Source organism: Calothrix sp. CCY 0018, from assembly GCF_963920925.1.
GTDB lineage: Bacteria > Cyanobacteriota > Cyanobacteriia > Cyanobacteriales > Nostocaceae > Rivularia.
The window spans coordinates 1-2,161 of the sequence record NZ_CAWUDI010000105.1; the positions used below are offsets into that span (position 1 = coordinate 1).

Annotated in this window: 1 protein-coding gene; it reads left to right on the forward strand. The window is 40.5% G+C overall.

Translation table 11 applies throughout. The features are described 5' to 3' along the window. Positions 1–562: 562 nt before the first annotated feature. Entirely contained in the window at positions 563–2,071 is a 1,509-nt protein-coding gene (locus ACM03V_RS34295; RefSeq protein WP_414625280.1) for a group II intron reverse transcriptase/maturase, read from the forward strand. The last annotated feature ends 90 nt before the right edge of the window (positions 2,072–2,161 follow it).

The window sequence follows — 2,161 nt, forward strand, 5'->3', positions numbered from 1 at the left end:
ATCTAAGTGCGACTTGTTTTGACTAGGAGCCTCTAGAAAATAGAGGGGTATGAGTCAAGTAGGGCACAAATCCAAGCCTTATAACTGCTATTCAAAGAGTGGGTGCAACTCCCATCAGTCAGGGATGACTAGACCTCCTTATCTGCCCACACCGAGTATTAACAACCTTGATACAGAGTGAAGCTGGGAACAGGGCGCAATCAGTTGTAAAACAAGCAGGTAACAACACTGGCGCTAATGGAGTTAAAGATATGAGTAAACTGATTCTAGAAAAGTGCCTTAAAAAAAAGCCTCAACCTGAACAAAACATGAGGACTTCAACACCGCAACTCCCGCATTAATTTTTAGATGTTAAATGCAATTCCCCAGGAAGGTGTTAGGCAAATTGAATCGCTCTAAGTCTCTACCAGTATCTTTGAAGCGGAACAAGTAAAAACGCTGTTTTAGGTCTGAAGTGTAGTCGAAACTTCAGTAAGCTAGGTTGAGCCGAATCCCTTACAGCGGGTAGGATGACAGCGGAAACTGCTGTCGGGTATTCAGAAAATATTCAATGGAGCAGAGTATGATTAGACACAGTAGTAATACTAGTGAATCTTGGAAGAGCCTACCGTGGAAGAAATTCCGCAAGAATCTTTTTCGCCTACAAAAGAGAATATTCAAAGCTATTAAAGTTGGTGACATAGCAAAAGCCAAGTCTCTTCAAAAACTAGTTCTGAAATCCGCATCAGCTAAGTTGTTAGCAATCCGTCAAGTAACCCAACTTAATAAAGGGCGAAAAACGGCGGGGATTGATGGTAAGAAAGCATTGGAATTCAAAGAACGTTTTGAGTTATTCAAACTACTTTCAATGGGTAACGATTGGAAACACCAAGGATTACGAGAAGTACCTATTCCTAAAAAGAATGGTAAAACCCGCATTCTAAAAGTGCCAACAATCCAGGATAGAGCATGGCAATGTCTAGTTAAGTACGCTTTAGAACCTGCCCATGAGGCAACATTCCACGCTAGAAGTTACGGCTTCAGAACGGGAAGATGTACCCAAGATGCCCAAAAGGTTATACAAATTAATCTTAGGTCATTTGCAAGAGGCTACGAAAAGCGAGTAATTGAGCTAGACATAAAGAAATGCTTTGACCGCATCAGCCATAAATCAATCATCGATAGACTAATTGCACCATCGGCTATAAAACTTGGAATATTCCGATGCTTAAAAGCAGGAATAAACCCAGAATTCCCTGAACAAGGTACGCCTCAAGGTGGAATAGTAAGTCCTCTGTTAGCAAACATAGCATTAAACGGCATAGAAGAAATACATCCTAGCGTCAGATATGCTGACGACATGATTATATTTCTAAAGCCTCAAGACGATGCAGGAAGAGTACTTTCCAAAGTATCCGAATTCCTAAAAGAACGCGGTATGGAACTAAGCAAAGAAAAGACTAAAGTTACTGCTACGACAGATGGATTTGAATTTTTGGGCTGGAACTTCAAAGTTCAAGGCAACGCAAAGTTTAGAAGCACTCCCTCAGAGGAGAACTTCAAAGCAATGCGTGAGAAAGTCAAGGATATCGTTAACAACTCTAATTATGGGGCTGATGTTAAAGCGTCAAAACTAGCACCAATCATAAGAGGATGGCGAAACTACCATCGATACTGTGATATGAGTAACGTGAGGGATTCTCTATGGTTTATAAGATTAAGGACTTTTAAAGTCTTCTTAAAACAGAAGAAACTCAATAGATACCAAGTAGAAGCGTTAATCAATAGGGCTTTTGCATCTGTTGGATACTCCGAAAATAGATTTGTAAACGTCAAAGGCAATAAATCACCATTTGACGGAGACCTAATTTACTGGAGTGAAAGAGAATCCAAGCTATACGACGGAACTTCAGCTAAGTTTTTAAAGAAACAAAACCATACGTGTGCAAGATGTGGTATGAAATTTCTTCCAGGTGAAGATATTCATTTACATCATAAGGATGGCAATCACGGTAATTGGAAACCCAAGAACCTCGAAATGATACATCAATCATGCCATCAGTACTTACACATGAGCAAAAGCGAGAGCTAAGAATATCTAGGAGCCGTGTGCGGTTAAAATCGCACGCACGGTTCTGAAGGAGAGGTGCCCTGGATAATACCAGGCATCGACTCTAACAAT